This window comes from Burkholderia catarinensis, from assembly GCF_001883705.2.
GTDB lineage: Bacteria > Pseudomonadota > Gammaproteobacteria > Burkholderiales > Burkholderiaceae > Burkholderia > Burkholderia catarinensis.
On record NZ_MDEQ02000002.1, the window covers coordinates 409,677 to 428,566 of the forward strand.

Consider the following 18,890-nt stretch of genomic DNA (forward strand, 5'->3'; position numbering starts at 1 on the left):
TCCCCTCGATGCATGACAGGCACGCGTCGCCGAACACGACCGGGAAGCCGGACGAGTCGATCACCGCGCCTGCGGTAGGTGCAGGCAGGCAACGGACGTACTTGAAAGCCGGATATTTCTGGAGGCGAACGTCATGATCGATTCGGGATCCCATCCGCCCCGGCGGGAAGGCGGCATTGCGTGCTGGTCGGAGCAGATCCGGCATCGATTCTTTCCGCTGGAGCTGAGCGCCGGTGCATCCGGCGAATTCGACGCGAGCGTCGACGTGTTCGATCATGCGCGTTGCCGCGTGGCGCGCATTTCGGCAAGCGCGCACAGCGTATCCATCGGGCGCGACGCATGCGGGATGCTGAAGCACCGCTACGTCAAGGTGATCTGGCAACTGAGCGGGGTCGCGACCCTCGAACAGCGCGCGTGCGAAGTGGTCGTGCCGCCCGGGCATTTCACGCTGTACGAGGCGAGCAGCCCGTACCGGATTCAAAGCGACACGCACGGCGAGTTCGTCACGATGCTGTGCGAAGTGGCCGATCACGACGCGCTGCTTGCCTTGGCCCGGCACGCGATCGGCCGTGCGATGCCGACAACGGGCGGCGCGGCCGTCGCGCTGGCCAGCCTGCAGGCGATGATCGCCGAGGGCCGGCGCATGAATCCGCGCAGCCGTTTCGGCGTGCTGGAGCTGGTGGCGACGCTGGTCGCCGAGGAAATCGATTTTGCGGACGGGACGGCGCCCGCTTCGCGGCGCAAGATCCGCGAGACGTTGCTGCGCGACGCGCAGCAATACATCCACCGGCACCTGGACGATGGCGAACTGTCGCCCGATCGCATCGCGGCGGCATTGAAGGTCTGCCGCCGCACGCTCTACCAGACGTTCGAATCGATCGGTGAAAGTCCGCAGGCGATGATCCAGCGTCTGCGGCTCGAGAAATGCCACGACGTGCTGTCGCAGACCGGGGCCGACGGGGCGAGCATTACGCGCCTCGCGTTGCAGTCGGGCTTCTCCGATCCCGCGTATTTCGCGCGGTTGTTCCGCCGGCGCTTCGGTGTCACGCCGTCGCAGTGTCGCGATGCGGCGATGCGGGACATGAGGGGAGCCGGGGTGCGGTAGTTGTCGTCGAGCGGGACGAAAGCAGCGACCCGAACCGGCGCCGCGCCTTCGTCGTCAGGCGATCCGGATGCCGGAACGCCGACAGGATGCCCCGGATCAGAACCGCGTACTGAACCCGATCCGCGCGATCGACTGCAGCGCGCCGCTCGACGCGCCGTTCGCGTCCATCACGCCGTTGATCTGCGCATTGCTGCCATGATTGGCGCGCTGATGAACGCCCGCGACATACACCATCGTGCGTTTCGACAGCCAGTACTGGACGGCGGCCAGGAACTGGTGCGCGTGCGCGTTGTCGAGCGTGTCGTTGCCCTTCATGTACGTGTAGCTCGCGCCGATCACCCATGCCGGCGACGGCCGCCATGCGGCGCCGGCTTCCGCCGACCACGCGCCCGCGCCGTTCTGCGCGTTGCGCACGGTCGTGAAGAGCGCCTTTGCCGTGACCGTGCCGAGCGTGTAGTGCGCGCCCGCGCCCCAGTTGCGCACGCTGGTGGGCGGCAGCCCGCCCGCCGCGCCGTATTTCTGGTTCGTATAGGCTGCGCCCGCGCCGAACGGGCCGTTGTCATAGCTCGCGCCGACACTGACCGTGTTGTTCGCGCCGACCGACCCCGCGACGTTCCCGAAGCCGTACAGCGCGCCGAAGGTCAGACCCGACAGCGACGGGCTCGTGTACTTGACCGAATTCGTGACGCGATTGCTGCCCGCGACGCGATCCCAGTCGAATGCGCCGGTCGGGTTGTTCGGCAGGTTCAGCCTGTCGAACGGCCCGTTGCGAAAGCCGTACAGGCCGACGAGATCCTGCGCGATCTCGTTGCCGCTGCCGGCCAGCGAATCGACCATGAACTCGTACTGGTTGCCGAGCGTCAGCGTGCCGTACCGGTCGTTCTGCAATCCGACATAGGCCGTGCGCGCGAACAGCCCGCCGCCGATGATCGAGCCGTTGCCGAGCGAATACTGGTTGACGAGCCGGAAGATCGCGCGCGTGCCCGCGCCGAGATCCTCCTTGCCTTCGAAGCCGAGCAGGTTCGGAAAGAAGATGTTGTCGTCGAATTTCGGATTGCCGTGGCCGCCTTCGTTGCTGACATAGCTGATGCCGGCATCCATCAGCCCGAACATCGTCACGCTGCTCTGCGCGAACGACGCGGCCGGAATCGCGCACGCCGCGAGCGCCATAAGGGTCTTTTTCGTCATCTCCAATGTGCTCCTCACATGTTTCCGGTCGAGCCGGATATTTTTTGATGGGACTACTGATTGATATGAATAAACCTGAGCCGGGTGAATCTGCGATTCACCGGCAACCGAAGGAAACTGCGGTGCGCAACGGGCATCGGCAGGTATCGCCTGCCCGCCGATGCCCGATGCCCGATGCGCGGCGCGCTAGACCGTCGAATATCCCCCGTCCACCGGCACGACCGCGCCGGTCACGAACGACGCGCCGGGCGAGCACAGGAACAGGATCGCTTCCGCGACTTCGTCGGCCGTGCCCCAGCGCCCGAGCGGCGTGCGATCGAGGATGCGCCGCGACGCCTGCGCGTCGGACATCAAAGCGCTGCTGAGCGGCGTGTCGATCCAGCCGGGCGCGACAGCGTTCACGCGGATGCCGCGATCGGCCCACGCCTGCGCGAGCGAGCGCGTGAGCTGTGCGATGCCGCCCTTGCTCGCGCTATACGCGGGCCGGTCCTTGCTGCCGAAGTACGTGTACATCGACGCGATGTTGACGATGCTGCCGCCGTTTGCCGACAGCGCCGGCCGCGCGGCATCGGAGGCGCGCATCACCGACGTCAGGTTCACGTTCAGCACGAGCTCGAACTGGTCCATCCGGTATTCGTCCGCGTGCCGGCTGATGCCGACGCCGTTGACGAGCGCATCGAGCCGCGGCAGCGCGGCGATCGTGCGCGTCAGCGCGTCGCTGTCGGTCACGTCGAGCTCCACGCACCGGACGCCCGCATGCACGGGCGCATGCGGGCCGGCGGCATCCAGCCCGAGCGCGACGACCGACGCGCCGGCTTCCGCGAACCGCATCGCGGCGCGCGCGCCGATGCCGGACGTGCCGCCCGTCACGATGACGGACTTGCCCTCAAACTCCCACTGACGACTCATGCTCGACGCTCCCGATGGTGTGTGCGCGACGGGCCGGCCGTTGCGCGGGTGAAACGAGGATCTTGATTTGCGCGCGGTCGGCGAGCAGCGCGTCGAAGCCGTCGGCGACGGCATCTTCCAGCGACACGGTGCGCGTGACGATCGACGCAAGATCGAGCGCGCCCGACGCGACGATGCGCAGCAGGTCTTCGTACGCATGCCGGTAGCCGACGCTCGCGGTGAAGGTCAGCTCGTCGTTGACCGCGCGGAACGCATCGAAGCCCGCATGCGGCATCAGGCCGACCATCACGACACGGCCGCCCTTGCGCAGCGCCTGCATTGCCGATTCGAACGTGGCCGGCAGCCCGGCCGCCTCGAAGCTCGTATCGACGCCGAGCCCGCCCGTGGCCGCGCGGATCGCGTCCTGCAGTTCGGCCGCGCCGAGCGCACGGGCATCGAACGCGTGGGTCGCGCCGAGGCGCGTGGCCGCTCCGAGCCGCTCGGGCGCCACGTCGACGGCGACGATCGTGGTCACGCCCTGCAGCTTCGCGAGCATGATCAGCAGCAGGCCGATCGGCCCGAGCCCGAACACCGCGCAGGTCTCGCCGAGCCGCAGTTCACCGCGCCGCAGCGCATGCAGCGCGACGGCGGCGGGCTCCATCACCGCGGCCTGTTCGAGGCTCACGCCGTCGGGCAGGCGATGCAGCATGTAGGCCGGCACGACCGCGAAGTCGGCCATCCCGCCGTCGCCCATCAGCCCGGCGAAGCCCATCGACACGCACAGGTTGTACGACCCCGAACGGCAGTACGCGCACTGGCTGCAGCGATACTCGGGCTCGACCGCGACGCGGTCGCCCGCGCGCAGCGCCGTCACGCCGTTACCGACTTCGACGACGGTCCCGCAAAACTCGTGGCCGAGCGTCAGCGGCGCGGTGCGGCGCGACAGCGGATGCGGCGCATCGACCGGAATCGCGTGCGGGCCGTCCGCATATTCATGCAGGTCGCTGCCGCAGATCCCGCAATACGCGACCGCGATGCGCACGTCGCCGGGGCCGACGCGCGGCGTGTCGATTTCCACGAGACGGACGTCGCGCGGGCCATGCCATTGAAGTGCCCGCATGTCAGCGTCCTCCGAGGTTCTGCGTATCGAGGCGGCCGGCAGCGGCGCCGGCGAGTGCGCGCTTGCGCAGCACGGCCGGTGCGGTTTCGACGAGGCCGAACGACAGCACGCACGCGAGGATCGCGCCGGTGGTCGACGTCCACATCGTGAACTGCAGGCCGTACTTGTCCGCCGCGAAGCCGGCGACGGTCGGCGCGACGAAGCCGCCGATCAGCTCGCCCGCGCCCATGATCAGCCCGAGCGCGCTGGCGATCGCGCGCGGCGGCACCGTCTCGGCCGGGATCGTCGCCATGAACAGCGTGAAGCAGCCGAGGCCCGTGTACGTGACGAACACGAGCGCGCCGAGCGCCCAGACCGAGCTCGCATGGATCATCACGACCGGGCATGCGGCCGCGATCAGCGCGAACGCGATCATCGTCGGCTTGCGGCCGATCCGGTCGGAGATCGCCGGCACCGCGAAGCCCCAGAACACCCATGCCGCGCCGAGGCAGGTCATTACGACGCCCATGTCGGACGCGGACAGGTGGCGGCTGCTGACCAGGAAGGTCGGCGCGAACGAGATGATCACGACGAACCACGTGAGGAAGAAGCAGCTGATCAGCATGCAGAGCAGGATGTTGCGCTCCTTCAGCAGCGCCCAGCGGCTGACCGCCGCGCCGCTGGAAGGATGCGCGGCGACGCCATCGGCCTGCGCGTGCCGCACGCCGCCGGGCGGCGCTTCGCGCACCCAGCGCCAGATGCAGAACGCGATCAGGAAGCCCGGAATGCACGACACGTAGAACGCCTCGCGCCAGCCGTACGCGGTCGCGATGCCGATCACGACCGGCGGCCCGATCATCGCGCCGAGCAGGCCGGCGGCCGAGCCTTGCAGCAGGCCCATGTTCAGCCCGCGGCGGCTCGGCGTCGAACTCTCGACCATCAGCGATTGCGACAGCGGCAGCACGGGGCCTTCGGCGATGCCCATCAGCGCGCGAAACGCGATCAGGCTCGCGAAGCCGCCGACGAGCCCCGACAGCGCCGAGCACACGGAAAAGCCGAGCACGGCCGCGATCAGCAGCGGCTTGCGGGTGCCGCGCGCGTCGGACCACGCGCCCGTCGCGGCGCCCGACAGCGCCCACGTGAGCGCGAGCGCGGACGACACCATGCCGAGCTGCGTGTTCGTCAGGTGCAGCTCGGCCGACATGAACGGGAACAGGAACGACAGCGCGAGGCGGTCGAAGAACACGAAGCCGAACGTCATGAACAGGATCAGCAGCAGCCTGTTCTCGTACGTCCATGCGGGTTTGGGGGAGGGATGGGATGTCATGGCAGGCCTCGTCGCGCGTCAGCGGAACAGCTTCTCGATCGCTTGCGCGCCGAGGCCGACCTTCTCGTAGTGCGCCTTGCACATCGCGATGTACGAATGCACGTCGAAGTAGCCGTCGGGGTTGCCTGCGTCGTCGAGCCAGATCAGCGGCCCCTTGACGATGAAGAACGCGCGCATCGGCTCGGGGTGATCGAACGCGACGAGCGTATGGCCTTCGCCCGGCGTCTCGTACACGAAATCGCCGCGCGTTGCGGTCCATTCGTGCTCCAGGTAGCCCCATTTGCCGGACAGCGTGTACGCGAACACCTCGTGCGGGTGATAGTGCCGGTTCACGAGCCCGGCTTCCTTCGCCATCAGGATGTCGCACCATTTGTTCTGCGACGGCGAGATCCACAGCGGCCGCGACGAAACCGTTTCGGTGAACGGAACGTAATAGCGCTCGTCGTCGGTGGCCGCGTTCGGGATGTAGGCGTCGGGCAGCGCATCGGGCTTGAACGGATTGGCAATCGGCGGGATGTTTTGCCAGAATTCGGATACGGCTTGGTCGACCACGGTTTGTCTCCTTGTGTATGGGTGTCGTGGGCTCGACTTTAGCCAGCCGGTGCGCGCCGCTCTTGACTGGGCTGGACGAATTGCTTGACCGCGCCGGACATTGCATCGCACCAGAATGCAGACGAACCATCCCCCAATCCGTGCCGCTCCGCACGACAGGCGCCAGCAGGAGGCGACGTGACGAATTTGACCGTTTTTTCACGCACGCGAGGCTCGACGGCCGACGTGCCGGTGCGCGACCGGATGGCGTACTGGGATGCGTTCAATGCGGCGACGCTGGTCGGCCTGCGCTGCTCGTCGCTGTCGCCGTCCGGGCTCGAGGTCGAGAAGACCGACATCGCGCTGCCGGGCCTCGGCATCGCCGACATCAGCGGCCAGGATCACGTGATCGAGCGCAGCCCCGCGCTGGTGCGCCAGTTGCCGAAGGAGTCGCTGTTCGCGTGCCAGATCCTGAGCGGACGCGCGTATTTCATCCAGCGCGACCGGTGCCTGCTTGCGGACGCCGGCGATATCGTCGTCTACGACACGCGCGTGCCCTATCTGTTCGGATTCCTGACGCCGATGCGGCAGTTGCTGATCGATATCCCGATCGCGACGTTCGACGGCCGTCTCGATGCGGAACTGGCGGCGCTGCCGCTGCGGATCGCGCCGAAACCGGGCGCCGGCGCGATGCTCGGCGCGACGTTGCGCGCGAGCGTCGGGCGGTTCATGAAGGATCCCGTCGAGCGCGATGCCGCGCGGTTCGCCGAGCACACGCGCATGCTGATCGCGGAACTCATCGACGCGGAAGTGAACGGCACGGGCGCATCGCGCGCGTCGCTGTCGTACCTGCTGACCGCGAAGCAGTACATCGCGACGCATCTCGGTGAGCCGGAACTCGGGCCGCAGGCCGTGGCCGACGCGGTCGGGCTGTCGCTGCGCCATCTGGGCCGCCTCTTTGCGGCCGAGGGCGAGTCGATCACGCAGCACATCTGGTCGGAACGGCTGTCGCACGCGCATCGCGAGCTGATGGATGCGCGGCTGCGCAAGACGAGCGTCGGCGAGATCGCGTTTCGCTGGGGATTCTCGAGCCAGGCGCACTTCAGCCGCGCGATTCGCGAGCGCTATGGCGCGTCGCCGATGGCGCTGCGCGATGCGGCGCGCGCGGACGAGTGCTGACGCGGGTTGACGCCGGTTGACTGCAGTTGCGGCGGCGCGTGTTTCACGCGCCGTTTTTTTCAGTGCATTGCACTGCCGCGACACACGCGCCGCGTCACTCCGCCAGCATGAATTCGGCGCAGCGCTCCGCGATCATGATCGTCGGCGCGTTCGTGTTGCCGGGCACGATGCGCGGCATCACCGACGCATCGCACACCCTCAATCCGTCGACGCCTTGCACCGCGAGGCGCGGCGTCACGACCGCGTGCTCGTCGTTGCCCATGCGGCAGGTGCCCGCCGGGTGATAGACGGTTTTCGCGCGGCGCCGCACGTAGTCGGCGAGCGCCTCGTCGGTGAGCGTCTCGGCTTCGCGAACGATGCGCGCGAGCGACGGCGCGCGGATGATCTGCCGGGCGAGCGCGACGCCGCGCACGAGGCCGTCGACGTCGGCCGGGTCGGACAGCGCGCCGCTGTCGAACCGGATCGGCGCGGCCGGATCGTTGCCGCGCAACTGCACGGAGCCGCGCGAGCGCGGCCTGAGCAGGCACGGGTTGATCGACAGGCCATGGCCGGGCAGCGGCTCGCGATCGACGTCGCCGACGAGCGTCGGCAGCACGTGGAACTGGATGTCCGGACGGCCGCTGCCGGTCGTGTCGACGAACGCGCCGGATTCGACGACGTTCGACGTCAGCAGGCCCGTGCGGCACAGCATCCACTGCAGCCCGTGCCGCAATGCCTTCAGCCCGCGATCCTCGCCCAGCAGGCTGACCGGTGCGTGGCTGCGGCCGTAGATCGAGACTTCGAGGTGGTCCTGGTAGTTCGCGCCGACGTCGCGGCTGTCGTGCAGCACGTCGATGCCGTGCGCGCGCAGGTGCGCGCCGGGCCCGATGCCCGACAGCATCAGCAGCTTCGGCGTGCTCAGCGCGCCGGCCGCGAGCACGACGTCGGCGCGCGCGGCGGCCGAACCCGTCGCACCGTTTTCCGCTCGCCATTCGACGCCGGTCGCGCGCCGGCCGTCGAACCGGATGCGCGTCACGCGGCAGCCGGTCAGCACGCGCAGGTTCGGGTGGCCGATCGCGTCGGCGAGATAGGTGGCCGCGGTGCTGCCGCGCTGCCCGTCGAAGATCGTCGTGTGATAGAAGCCGGCGCCATGCTGAGCGGCGCCGTTGAAGTCGTCGTTGTACGCGATGCCGGCTTCCTGCGCGGCCTTTACGAACGCGAGGCTCAGCGGATGCCGGAAGCGCGTGTCGCCGACCTTCAACGGCCCGTCGGTGCCGTGGAACGGCTCGGAGAGCCGCAGGTGCGATTCGGCGCGCTTGAACACGGGCAGCACGTCGTCCCATCCCCAGCCCGTGCAGCCGAGCGCGGCCCAGTCGTCGTAGTCGTTGCGCGTGCCGCGCACGTACAGCATCGCATTGACCGAGCTGCCGCCGCCGAGCGTGCGGCCCTGCGGCACGTAGGTCTTGCGTCCCGCCGCGCCGGGCTGCGGCTCGCTCTCGAACGTGACCGTGCGCCGCGTGCCGAGCACACGGATGAACGTCGCCGGAATCCGGATGAACAGGCTGTCGTCCTTCGGGCCGTCCTCGAGCAGCAGCACGCGCCTGCCGGCCTTCACCAGCCGGTGCGCGACCGTGCAGCCGGCCGAACCGCCGCCGACGACGATATGGTCGTACGTCTCCATCCCGCTTCTTCTCCTTGCTGTCGGGCGGCGGAACGAGTGCCGCCGCGCAAGAAGCCAGCTTAGCGAGCGGGTTGCGGTCCCATTTGACCGGGACGGACGCCGTGCTTGCCTCGCAGGGACACGGCGGCGGGTGGCGGGTCTAGTGGCATCCGGCTAGCTCGCGTCGGCCGGCGCGCGGGTGTCGCTCGGCGTCTCGCCGAAGCGCGCGCGATAGCTGCGGCTGAAGTGCGCGCTGTTGTTGAAGCCCCAGCGGAACGCGATTTCGCTGACGGTCAGGTGCTTCAGCGAACGGTCGCGCAGGTCGGCGCGGCAGCGTTCGAGCCGCCGCGCGAGGATGTAGCGCGTGAGCGGCATTCCTTCGATCTCGAACACGCGCGCGAGCTGACGCGGCGACAGGTTGATCGCGCGGCTCACCGACTGGCTGTCGAGGTCGTCGTCGGCGAGATGGCTGTCGATGAAGGCTTTCGCGCGCGACAGCGTGTGGACGGTCGACTTCGTCGGCGATGCGTCGCCGTCGCGCAGCCGCAGCATCGACTGCACGAGGTCGAGGATCGCGGCGGCGCGCCGCTCGCGCGCGTCGGGCGCAGGCTCCTGCGGCGCGGCGAGCAGCGCATACACCTGCCGCACGGCCCACGACGCGACGCCGTCGCCGCGGTCGATCTTGACGAGGCTGCGGTAGCGCCACGGGCCGACGCGCGCCTCGAACACGTCGCGCCGCACGTCGAGCACGGTCATCGCCATGTCGGCGGGAAAGCCGTGGCCGTACGGCATCGACGTGTCGTAGAGGACGAGATCGCCGGGCCCGTGCTGCATGCAGTCGACGTCCTGGAACGTATAGCCTTGCCCTGCGTGCATCAGGCAGATGAACACGGCGTCGCGCTGGTCCGCATGGATGTTGTGCGACGTGCGCACGACCGCGTGCCGGTTCGCGACGATGTCGCATGCGCTGAACAGCCCGAGATCGCGCTTGCGCAGCGTCGCGTCGATGCCTTCCGACGATTTTCCGCTGCATTCGATCCGCACGAGCGTGCGGGCGACATGGTCGACCCAGAAGTCGACGCGCTCGGCGCCGCGTACGGCGCGCGTCGAGATCGTGACGATCCCCGTGCTGGTGTCCGGCATGACGCTCTCCCAATGACCGCCCGAGCGGCGCAGTCTCGGGCATGTCGAATGCCGCGGTCAATCCGTGAAAGACCCGGGGCGAAGGCGTGACGCGCTTGCAGCGAGGCGTTGCGGCTGCGCGCGTGATCGATGTCCGGCTGAGTCAACACAAGCGGCCGTGCCGGTCAAAACGCGATGGCAGTTTTCGTCTATATGGCTTGTGGCGATACCGGAGCGCACATGACACAGGCCGGTCGCGGAACTGCGCGGACTGCGCGATCTGATCGACCGGCCTGCTGCCGACGACTTCAGGCCGCGCTGGCCTCGTCGATCTGCCGAATATCGTCCTGATCGAGCGTGACGCGAATCGCTTCCCCAAGCAATTCGAGCTGCGCGAGCGACGTCGCGCTCGCGATCGGCGCGGTGATCGTCGGGCGCGCGATCTGCCATGCGAGCGCGATCGCGGCCGGCTGCGTGCCGTGCTTCGCCGACACGGCGTCGAGCGCCGCGAGGATGCGCAGGCCGCGTTCGTCGAGATAGCCGGCGACGCGATCGCCGCGCACGCTCTTCTTCAGGTCGGCCTCGCTGCGGTACTTGCCTGACAGGAAGCCGCTCGCGAGCGCGTAGTAGTTGACGACGCCGAGCTTCAGGTCGCGCACGACCGGCTCGAGATCCCGTTCGTATTCGGCGCGGTCGATCAGGTTGTATTCGGGCTGGATGACCTGGTACGCGGGCAGCCCGTCGCGTCGGCTGATGTCGGCGGCTTCGCGCAGGCGCGCGCCGCTGTAGTTCGATGCGCCGATGATGCGTACCTTGCCCGCGTCGATCAGCGTTTGATACGCGCCGAGCGTTTCTTCGAGCGGGGCCGTATCGGCGAGGTCGCGGTGCGAGAAATACAGGTCGATGTAGTCGGTCTGCAGGCGGCGCAGCGAATCGTCGGCGGCTTTCAGGATGTTCGCCTTCGTCAGCCCCGCGCGCGCCGAAAGCATGCCGACCTTGGTCGCGATCACGACCTGTTCGCGCTTGCCGGAACGCTTGAGCCACTTGCCGATGATCGTTTCCGATTCGCCGCCGCTGTTGCCGGGGGCCCAGGCCGAATAGACGTCGGCCGTGTCGATGAAGTTGATGCCGGTGTCGGCGAGCGCGTCGAGCAGCGCAAACGATGCGTTCTCGTCGACGGTCCAGCCGAAGACGTTGCCGCCGAAGGCGAGCGGCGAAACCTGGATGTTGGACGTGCCGAGAGTGCGGTGTGCCATGTTCTGCTCCGATAACTGCGGGTAACGGGATTGAACTGCGGGATGGGCAAAAACGATCGCGGCGAGACGGCGGGGTGCGGTTCCGCCGTGGTCGCGGGACACCGGACATTCTCGCCGATCGCTCCGATTCGTGCAGGCGGCGCGCCGCCGCGATAATGGACGGTTTGCGGCGGATGGTGGATATCGCGTCCGTTACACGAGCGTTTCGTGCGGCTGCGTTCGATCGGGAGCGAATTTTTGCGGCGGTTTGCGCGACGGGAAGCGGGCAGGAGGGGAAGGAGGGGCAGGAGGGTGGGTTGCCCCGCGTTGCGCCGGAGCGGAGGGGAAGACGGGCGGCAAGCAGCCGCCCGTTCGTTGCCGATTCGGTCAGCGCAACTGCACGGCCGCGAGAAACAGCACCATGCTGCCGATCGCACCGTCCAGCACGCGCCACGCAACGGCCTTGCGGAACCACGGCGCCAGCAGTCGCGCACCGTAGCCGAGCCCGAGGAACCACACGACGCTGACCGTCATCGCGCCGATCGCGAACGCGAGCCGCGCGCCTTCCGGCTCGCGCGCGCCGGCCGTGCCGATCAGCAGGAACGTGTCGAGATAGACGTGCGGGTTGAGCCACGTGAACGCGAGCGTCATCAGCACGACCGCCATCGCGTTCTGCGGCGGCGGCGCGACCGCGTCGCCGCGCACGTCGAGCGTTTCATGGCCCGGCTTGAACGCGCGGCGCAACGCGTTGATGCCGAACCACGCGAGATACGCGAGGCCGACATACAGCACCGCGTGAACGAAGGTCGGATAGCGTTCGACGAGCACCGATGCGCCGCCGACGCCCGCGCCGATCAGGATCATGTCGGACAGCGCGCACAGCAGCACGATCTTGCCGACATGCGAGCGCATGATGCCTTGCCGGAGCACGAACGCGTTCTGCGCGCCGATGGTGACGATGAGCGATGCGCACAGCGCGACGCCGTGGGAAAAAGCGAGCCAGTTCATGATGGGTGACAGCAGTGGAAGCAGTAGACGGATGAATCGGGTAGCGCTAGTCTGCGGTCAGCATGAAAATAAGAGAAGCTAAATCACCTAATGTAGATTAAGGAAATCTAATGCTCGACTACGCGTTGCTCGATGCCCTCGCGGCCGTGATCCGGCACGGCTCGTTCGAGCGTGCGGCCAAGGAGCTGAATGTCACGCCGTCGGCGGTGTCGCAGCGTGTGAAGCTGCTGGAGGAGCGGGTCGGCAGCGTGCTCGTCAAGCGCGGGCAGCCGTGCGTCGCGACGACGTCGGGCGCGCTGCTGTGCCGGCATACCGAGCGCGTGCAGTTGCTCGAGGCCGAGCTGGGCGGCCGGATGCCGGCGCTGCCGGGTCAGATCGCGAGCGCGTGGCCGACGTTGCGCGTGGCCGTCAACGACGACAGCGTCGCGACATGGTTCATCGACGCGGTCGGGCCGTTCTGCACGGAGCGCGAGACGCTGCTCGACCTCGTGATCGACGACCAGGACTACACGGCGTCGCGCATTCGCGACGGGAGCGTGCAGGGCGCCGTGACCGCGCAGGCCGAGCCGATCCAGGGATGCCGGTCGGAGCGGCTCGGGCGCATCCGCTATCGCGCGGTGTGCTCGCCGGCGTTTTATGAACGCTACTTCGGTGCGGGCATCACGCGCGATGCGCTGCGCCGCGCGCCATGCGTGATGTTCAATCCGAAGGACGGGCTGCAGGCGCGTTTCATCCGGCGCGTGACGCGCGCGGATCTCGATCCGCCGCAGCACTGGATACCGCACGTCGCGGGCTATCTGCGCGCATGCGAAACGGGGCTGGGATGGGGAATGTGTCCGGACCGGATGGTCGACCGCCAGTTGGCGGCGGGCGAACTGGTCGACATGTCGCGCGGGCGCACCATCGACATCGATCTTTACTGGCAGAGCTGGCGCTTGTCGATCGGCTGGCTCGACGATTTCAGCGCGGCGCTGAAGGCGCGCGCCGCGCTGTTTCTCGATTGATCGATGACGTAATGCAGGCGGCGCGCGACAGGCGCGCGCCGTCAGGCATCAGACCTGATGCAGGCCGTCGAAGTCGACGATCTGCACGTGGCGGCCCTGCATTTCGATCAGGCCGCGCTTCTGGAATTTGGACAGCGTGCGGCTGACCGTTTCGAGCGTCATGCCGAGGTAGCTGCCGATGTCTTCGCGCGTCATTCGCAGGTTGAATTCCGACGGCGAGTAACCGCGCTTCAGGTAGCGCGACGATACGTCGAGCAGGAAAGCGGCGACGCGCTCTTCGGCATTCAGCGAACCGAGCAGCATCGTTTGCGACGTTTCGCGCACGATCTGTTCGCTCATCAGCTTGTGCATGCGCAACTGCATCGAGCCGGCTTCCGAGCACAGCGTCTTGAGTGCGCTGTACGGAATCACGCAGACTGAGCTGTCTTCCAGCGCGACCGCGGTGCGCGGATGCGCGTCGTCGCAGATCCCGTCGAGGCCGAGCGCTTCGCCCGCGAGATGCAGGCCCGTGACCTGTTCGCGGCCGTCATGGCGCGTCGCGACGGTTTTCAGCGAGCCCGAGCGCACCGCGTACAGGTTGTCGAATGCGTCGCCTTCGCGGAACAGCGCTTCGCCGCGCTTGACGGGGCGAGCCGCGCAGATGACCGACTCGAGGCGACTGAGCGCTTCGGGCGCCAGGCCCTGCGGCATGCACAGGTGCCGCATCGCGCACGACGAGCAGTGCGCGGCCTGACGAGGAGCCCAACTGCCGGCATGAGGCGTGGCGGCGGGACGTGTGGCGACGGGCGTCAGCATGATCGTTTACTCCGGCGTTGGATCGACGGAATCATTGTCCCACCGCAAGTTGCCGCTGTCGGGTGACAAAACGTCGCGACCGGCCGCGCATGCCGGACGCCGTTCAGGCGGCCTGCTCGTCCGCGTTGGCGGCCGCCGGAATCAGCAGCACGGGCAGCGTCGCATGCCGCACGCATTGTTCGGCGATGCTGCCGAGCACGAGACGGCGGAACCCGCGGCGGCCGTGCGTCCCGAGCACGAGCAGATCGGCGCCGAACGACTTCGCGCCGTCGAGGATCAGCGACGATACGTCGTTGAGCGACGTCGCTTCGTTCAGCCGCGTCTCGCCTTTCACGCCCGCTGCCTGCATCAGCTTCGCGAAATCCTTCGCGAGCGCGTCGCCCTGCGCGACGAGCTGATCGCGCAGCACGGACGGATCGTAGCCGGGCACGTTGAAGTAGATCGCGGCGTTCTCGACGACGTAGAACGGTTGCAGCTCGGCGCCGTGCGCTTTCGCGAGCGCCAGTGCGGCATCGAACGCATGGCGGGACGTGTCGCTGCCGTCGACGGCAACCAGAATACGTTTGTACATAGTGTCTCCGAGTGGCGGGTTGAAACGAAGTCGGCCGGATGGCCGGTCAGGCTGGGCAACGCTGCGAGGCAGAGTAAACCAACGGCGGGGAGTTTGCAGTGCGGTACCCGTCGTGCCGCGCGGCCGCACCGCTGCCGACCCTGCGCGCGATGCATGCTGTACCGCGCGACACGTGTCGCATGGCTGCGTCGCATCCGCCGTTCACGTGGCCGCCGGGCGGCTCGCGACAGCCGGCTGCGCGGTGACGACAAGTGAAGATCGCAGCGTCGCCGGCAACGGATGCGTACGCATCGGGGGAGGACACCGCGAGCGCGCAGGCGGTGCGACACTCGCGTCGCGCACCGACACATCGCGGCAACCGCCATGACGAACCGCACGTATCGGTATTGAAGCGCAACCGTGCCGCCATGACGTGACTTCGATCAACGCATGTGCGTCGGGCTGGTTCGCAGCGCGCATGAAGCAGGCGATGCCGATGCGCGGAATCGTCCGCTTGCGCGCCGCATGGCTACCCACGCACTGTCGTTGCGCAACGCGCAACAGTCGCGCACGCTGCTCCGCAGCCCGCAGCCCGCAGCCCGCAGCCCGCAGCCCGCAGCCCTCGGCCCTCGGCCGTCGACCGGTGCCGGTCCGCACACGATCGATTCCAAACGCCGCGCCGGCTACCTCGGCACGGTCGTCAGCTCGATGACGCGTTCCGGCCGCCGTCCGTGGCCGGGCCAGTACGCGCTGCCGTACATCCGGTGGACGGGGCCGAACTGCGCATCGCCCGCGAGCGATGGCGCGGCGAAGCCTTTCTCGATCACCACGTAGCCCGCGCGCAGCGCGAACGCCGGATGGTTGCCGCCGGGGCGGCTGTCGAAACCGGCGAAGCCGTCGCCGGCTTCCGGCACCGCATTGACGAGCGACGCGTTGCTGTGCGTGATCTGGTCGAGCGAAATCGTCCCGCCCGCCACGCGCGACGCCTCGCGGTTCTTGCCGTCGGTGTCGACCGTGCTGTCGTGCGTGTCGTCGTTGCGGAGCTCGATGCTGCGCGGATGCGAACGACCTGTTTGAGCGGATGATTCCATCGCGGCTCTCCTGGCGGCGAAACGCTCCGGATCGAAGCAAATCCCGTTCCGGTTACGACGGGAAAAGGCGCGCGGGCGATCGCCGCGGTCGCGCGACGCGCACTGATTTGTCATGATTTATTTCAGCTAGAAGACCCGTTTTCTACAGAGTATGATTCTTTTCCTGCGAAGCGGCGACAGAGGATGCAGTCGCGCCGCCTCTGCCCGCGCCGGGGCGCCGCAGCACCCTTAAAGACGGGTAGCGAACAACAAAGCAAGGGACTAGAGGTGGCGGATTCATGCAAGCGACTACTGCCTTCACGCATCGCGGTTATCTGTTGAACTGCGCGCCCGCGCGCGCCAGCGACGGTTCGTTCAAGCCCTACGTCGTGATCTCCCGATCGAGCGACGGGGAACTCGTTGCGAACCGTTTTTTCCCGATCGAGCTCCAGTTCAACGACGAAGGCGACGCGATCGCGCACGCGCGCGACTGGGCCGTGCGCTGGATCGACGCGAGCAGCGTCACGATGTGACGCCGCCGCGCGTCGGCAGCGTCGGCCGTCCGGCCGATCCCCGGCGCGCCGCTCCCGGACAAAAAACGCGGTAATCTTGTGGAACCCGTCACTTTATTAGCGGCCGTGCGACCTCGCGCGGCCGCCTGCATTGGCATATGTCGACATCACCCGTCCGTCAGTGGGGCCTCGAAGAAATCGTCGCCGGCTTGCGCGAGTCGCGCGAGGAACTCCATCGCACCCGCCATCCGCGCGGCATCCGTGAACTGCCGTCGCGCGACGCAATCTGCAAGATTGTGACCGGCCTGCGCGCGTCGATGTTTCCGACGCATTACGGCGCGCCGGATCTGACCGACGAAAGCGTCGACTACTACGTCGGCCACACGCTCGAAAGCACGCTGCGCGTCCTGTACGAGCAGGTCCGCCGTGCGTTGCCGTTCCTGCCCGAGCATGCGGACACGCCGTTCGCGGCGCTCGACGAGCGCGCGTTCGAGATCGCGCGCGAATTCGGCCGGCAGTTGCCGGCGGTGCGCGCGCTGCTCGTCAGCGACATCCAGGCCGCGTATGCGGGCGATCCGGCCGCGCAGCACATCACCGAGATCCTGCTGTGCTATCCCGGCGTGCTGGCGATGATGCACCATCGGCTCGCACACGCGCTGCACCAACTTGGCGTGCCGCTGCTCGCGCGGTTCATCAATGAAATCGCCCACTCGGCCACCGGCATCGACATCCACCCCGGCGCGCAGATCGGCCCGAGCTTCTTCATCGACCATGGCACGGGCGTCGTGATCGGCGAGACGGCGATCATCGGCGAGCGCGTGCGCTTGTACCAGGCCGTCACGCTCGGCGCGAAGAGCTTTCCGGCCGATGGCGACGGCGCGCTGGTCAAGGGCAACGCACGGCACCCGATCGTCGAGGACGACGTGGTGATCTACGCGGGTGCGACGATTCTCGGCCGCGTGACGATCGGGCGCGGCTCGGTGATCGGCGGCAACGTGTGGCTCACGCACAGCGTGCCGCCCGGCACGAGCGTCGCGCAGGGCAAGGTGCGCGAAGGCGGGAGCGCCGAGAAGCCGTAACGCGGCGCGCGCTCGATCTGCGTGAGCGTGCGCCGCGTGCGTCAGTGCTTGCCGTCGGGCGAGCGGTGCTTGTACAGCACGTCCTGATCGACGCGGATCAGGTTCTGCCCCGCATCGACGACGAAATCCACGCCGTTGTACGCGTTGCCCGTCAGCAGCAGGATCGCGCTCGCGACGTCGTCGGGGCCCGCGATGCGCGCGAGCGGCGTCGATGCGCGGCTCGCGTGTTCGAAGTCGGCCTGCGTCTGGTCGTCGCTCGGCAGCATCAGCCCCGGGAATACCGCGTTCACGCGCAGCACGGGCGCCGACGACAGCGCGAGCATCTGCGTGAGGTTGCCGAGCGCGGCCTTCGCGACCGTGTAGCTGAAATGGTCGCGGTGAAAGTTTTCCTTGATCTTCTGGTCGACCACATTCACGACGACGCCCTGCGTGCCGGCCGCACGGGCCCGTTCGTAGAACGCACGCGTGAGCAGGATCGGCGCGCGGCAGTTGACGGCCCACGCCTGGTCGAACGCCGCGAGGTCGAAGCTCGGGAAATGGTCCTGCCAGAACACCGACGCGTTGTTGACGAGCACGTCGAGGCGCCCGAGGCGCGCATACACCTGATCGATCAGCGCGGTGATCTGCGCGGCATCCGACAGGTCGGCCTGCAGCGCAACCGAATCGTGCCCGCGTTCGGCGATCGCGCGGGCGGCCGCCTGCGCGGCATCGGCCGAACGGTCGTAGTGCACCGCGGTGCGATAGCCGTGCGCGGCGAAATACTCGGCGAACGCGCGCCCGGCCCGGCGTGCGGCGCCGGTCACGAGCACGACGGGCGCATGCGCCGTTTGCTTCGTCTGCTCCATTACGTATTCGTCAGGTTGACTGAAGAAGGATTCGCGACGATAGACAGGAATTCGCGCCGCGTCGACGGATCGGTGCGGAACGTGCCGAGCATGCGCGACGTGACCATCTCGACGCCCGGCTTGTGCACGCCGCGCGTGGAGATGCACTGGTGCGCGGCTTCGAGGATCACGCCGACGCCCTTCGGCTGCAGCACGTCGAACAGCGTATCGGCGATCTGCACGGTCATCTTTTCCTGGATCTGCAGGCGCTTCGCGAACGCGTCGACGAGGCGCGCGAGCTTCGAGATGCCGACCACGCGATGGTTCGGCAGATACGCGACGTGCGCGCGGCCGATGATCGGCACCATGTGGTGCTCGCAGTAGCTCTCGAAGCGGATGTCCTTCAGCACGATCATCTCGTCGTAGCCGTCGACTTCGCTGAACGTGCGAGCGAGGATGTCGCGCGGCTCCAGCGCATAGCCGGCGAAGAACTGTTCGTATGCGCGCACGACGCGCGCGGGCGTGTCGCGCAGGCCTTCGCGTGCGGGATCGTCGCCGGCCCAGCGCAACAGCACGCGGACGGCGTCTTCTGCTTCGTCACGGCTCGGCCGGGATGCGGCCGGCTCGGGTTGCGCGGATTTCTTACCCTTACCCATGTAGTGGCTCCATCGAAGACCGCCTGCGGCGGCCGGTATCCGGCAATTGTTTCATGCTTTCGCGGGTCGTGCGTGCGGC

At 67.9% G+C, this 18,890-nt stretch carries 19 protein-coding genes; 5 read left to right on the plus strand and 14 right to left on the minus strand.

All coding sequences use genetic code 11. From position 1 onward, the window contains the following. Positions 1-133 precede the first annotated feature (133 nt). Positions 134-1,105: a helix-turn-helix domain-containing protein gene (locus BFF94_RS05020; RefSeq protein WP_128849159.1), complete on the plus strand. Its 972-nt coding sequence runs from the start codon at positions 134-136 to the stop codon at positions 1,103-1,105. 96 nt (positions 1,106-1,201) lie between these two features. On the opposite strand, the gene BFF94_RS05025 is transcribed toward BFF94_RS05020, so the two are convergent. The 5 genes from BFF94_RS05025 to BFF94_RS05045 form a co-directional block, all read right to left on the minus strand. Further along, on the minus strand, positions 1,202-2,293 hold the full coding sequence (locus BFF94_RS05025) for a porin (protein WP_128849161.1): 1,092 nt from the start codon (positions 2,291-2,293) through the stop codon (positions 1,202-1,204). Positions 2,294-2,479: 186 nt separating this feature from the next. After that, positions 2,480-3,202 carry an SDR family NAD(P)-dependent oxidoreductase gene (locus BFF94_RS05030; protein WP_128849163.1) on the minus strand — a complete coding sequence of 241 codons (723 nt, stop codon included), beginning with the start codon at positions 3,200-3,202 and terminating at the stop codon, positions 2,480-2,482. Next, positions 3,180-4,301, minus strand: coding sequence for a 2,3-butanediol dehydrogenase (locus tag BFF94_RS05035; protein WP_219139054.1), 1,122 nt, complete (start codon positions 4,299-4,301; stop codon positions 3,180-3,182). Before BFF94_RS05035 ends, BFF94_RS05030 begins: the two co-directional genes overlap by 23 nt. A gap of 1 nt (position 4,302) precedes the next feature. Beyond that, a complete protein-coding gene (locus BFF94_RS05040; protein WP_219139055.1) occupies positions 4,303-5,607 on the minus strand; it encodes an MFS transporter in 1,305 nt (434 codons plus the stop codon). An 18-nt stretch (positions 5,608-5,625) separates the two neighbouring features. Next, positions 5,626-6,159: a 2,4'-dihydroxyacetophenone dioxygenase family protein gene (locus BFF94_RS05045; protein ID WP_128849166.1), complete on the minus strand. Its 534-nt coding sequence runs from the start codon at positions 6,157-6,159 to the stop codon at positions 5,626-5,628. A gap of 177 nt (positions 6,160-6,336) precedes the next feature. On the opposite strand from BFF94_RS05045, the gene BFF94_RS05050 reads away from it, so the two are divergent. Then, complete coding sequence (locus BFF94_RS05050) at positions 6,337-7,317, plus strand: helix-turn-helix domain-containing protein (RefSeq protein WP_128849168.1); 981 nt, start codon at positions 6,337-6,339, stop codon at positions 7,315-7,317. A 94-nt stretch (positions 7,318-7,411) separates the two neighbouring features. On the opposite strand, the gene BFF94_RS05055 is transcribed toward BFF94_RS05050, so the two are convergent. The 4 genes from BFF94_RS05055 to BFF94_RS05070 all read right to left on the minus strand — a co-directional run bounded on the left by BFF94_RS05055 (position 7,412) and on the right by BFF94_RS05070 (position 12,321). Beyond that, the gene (locus BFF94_RS05055) at positions 7,412-8,977 is read right to left on the minus strand and encodes a GMC family oxidoreductase (RefSeq protein WP_219139056.1); all 1,566 of its coding nucleotides are present in this window, start codon (positions 8,975-8,977) and stop codon (positions 7,412-7,414) included. Positions 8,978-9,130: 153 nt separating this feature from the next. Further along, positions 9,131-10,099, minus strand: coding sequence for a helix-turn-helix domain-containing protein (locus tag BFF94_RS05060; protein ID WP_128849171.1), 969 nt, complete (start codon positions 10,097-10,099; stop codon positions 9,131-9,133). A 287-nt stretch (positions 10,100-10,386) separates the two neighbouring features. Then, positions 10,387-11,334 carry an aldo/keto reductase gene (locus BFF94_RS05065; protein WP_128849173.1) on the minus strand — a complete coding sequence of 316 codons (948 nt, stop codon included), beginning with the start codon at positions 11,332-11,334 and terminating at the stop codon, positions 10,387-10,389. A 366-nt stretch (positions 11,335-11,700) separates the two neighbouring features. After that, positions 11,701-12,321: a LysE/ArgO family amino acid transporter gene (locus BFF94_RS05070; protein WP_128849175.1), complete on the minus strand. Its 621-nt coding sequence runs from the start codon at positions 12,319-12,321 to the stop codon at positions 11,701-11,703. A 110-nt stretch (positions 12,322-12,431) separates the two neighbouring features. Here BFF94_RS05070 and BFF94_RS05075 point away from each other — a divergent pair, with 110 nt between their 5' ends. Further along, complete coding sequence (locus tag BFF94_RS05075) at positions 12,432-13,325, plus strand: LysR family transcriptional regulator ArgP (RefSeq protein ID WP_039344521.1); 894 nt, start codon at positions 12,432-12,434, stop codon at positions 13,323-13,325. Positions 13,326-13,373: 48 nt separating this feature from the next. Here BFF94_RS05075 and fnr read toward each other — a convergent pair whose 3' ends face one another. The 3 genes from fnr to BFF94_RS05090 form a co-directional block, all read right to left on the minus strand. Next, positions 13,374-14,120: a fumarate/nitrate reduction transcriptional regulator Fnr gene (gene fnr / locus BFF94_RS05080; RefSeq protein WP_059238191.1), complete on the minus strand. Its 747-nt coding sequence runs from the start codon at positions 14,118-14,120 to the stop codon at positions 13,374-13,376. Positions 14,121-14,223: 103 nt separating this feature from the next. Next, entirely contained in the window at positions 14,224-14,691 is a 468-nt protein-coding gene (locus BFF94_RS05085) for a universal stress protein (protein WP_128849178.1), read from the minus strand. Positions 14,692-15,353: 662 nt separating this feature from the next. Beyond that, positions 15,354-15,761, minus strand: coding sequence for a DUF3005 domain-containing protein (locus tag BFF94_RS05090; protein ID WP_128849180.1), 408 nt, complete (start codon positions 15,759-15,761; stop codon positions 15,354-15,356). Positions 15,762-16,039: 278 nt separating this feature from the next. Here BFF94_RS05090 and BFF94_RS05095 point away from each other — a divergent pair, with 278 nt between their 5' ends. Both BFF94_RS05095 and epsC read left to right on the plus strand, forming a co-directional pair. After that, complete coding sequence (locus BFF94_RS05095; protein WP_034189753.1) at positions 16,040-16,273, plus strand: hypothetical protein; 234 nt, start codon at positions 16,040-16,042, stop codon at positions 16,271-16,273. A gap of 137 nt (positions 16,274-16,410) precedes the next feature. Further along, positions 16,411-17,331: a serine O-acetyltransferase EpsC gene (epsC, locus tag BFF94_RS05100; RefSeq protein WP_128849183.1), complete on the plus strand. Its 921-nt coding sequence runs from the start codon at positions 16,411-16,413 to the stop codon at positions 17,329-17,331. A gap of 41 nt (positions 17,332-17,372) precedes the next feature. On the opposite strand, the gene BFF94_RS05105 is transcribed toward epsC, so the two are convergent. Next, positions 17,373-18,176 (minus strand): SDR family oxidoreductase, encoded by an 804-nt coding sequence (locus BFF94_RS05105; RefSeq protein ID WP_128849185.1) that lies wholly within the window; start codon positions 18,174-18,176, stop codon positions 17,373-17,375. Continuing rightward, positions 18,176-18,811 (minus strand): GTP cyclohydrolase I FolE, encoded by a 636-nt coding sequence (gene folE / locus BFF94_RS05110; protein ID WP_128849188.1) that lies wholly within the window; start codon positions 18,809-18,811, stop codon positions 18,176-18,178. Before folE ends, BFF94_RS05105 begins: the two co-directional genes overlap by 1 nt. Positions 18,812-18,890 lie beyond the last annotated feature (79 nt).